This is a genomic window from Paenibacillus sp. O199 (assembly GCF_001636635.1).
Classification (GTDB): domain Bacteria; phylum Bacillota; class Bacilli; order Paenibacillales; family Paenibacillaceae; genus Paenibacillus; species Paenibacillus marchantiae.
Map to the genome: position 1 here is coordinate 1 of NZ_LGRP01000108.1, position 338 is coordinate 338.

Annotated in this window: 1 protein-coding gene; it reads left to right on the top strand. The window is 51.8% G+C overall.

The genetic code is table 11. From position 1 onward, the window contains the following. A partial coding sequence (locus tag A6049_RS32345; RefSeq protein WP_161490679.1) for an AMP-binding protein occupies positions 1-338 on the top strand: 338 nt, incomplete at both ends.

Here is a 338-nt window from a genome sequence, read left to right on the forward strand (position 1 = left end):
CTGTTCCATTCTCAGGCTGCATTGACCCCTGATCAGCCAGCTGTCGTGTCAGGCGAAGAGCAGTTGACGTACCGTGAACTGGAGCAGCGTTCCAGTCAGCTGGCAGAACAGTTACGGCGAGTGGGTGTGGAGCGCGGAGATTACGTTGGTATTATGGCTGAGCGGAATACGCATACGATCACGGGTATTTTGGCGATTTTGAAGGTTGGCGCAGCGTACATGCCGATTGATCCCAAATATCCAGATCAGCGAATAGCTTACATGCTGAAAGACAGTAGGGCCAAAGTAGTACTTATCGGTGAACAGAAGCCAGAAGCGCTGAAGGCCGATGAAGTTAC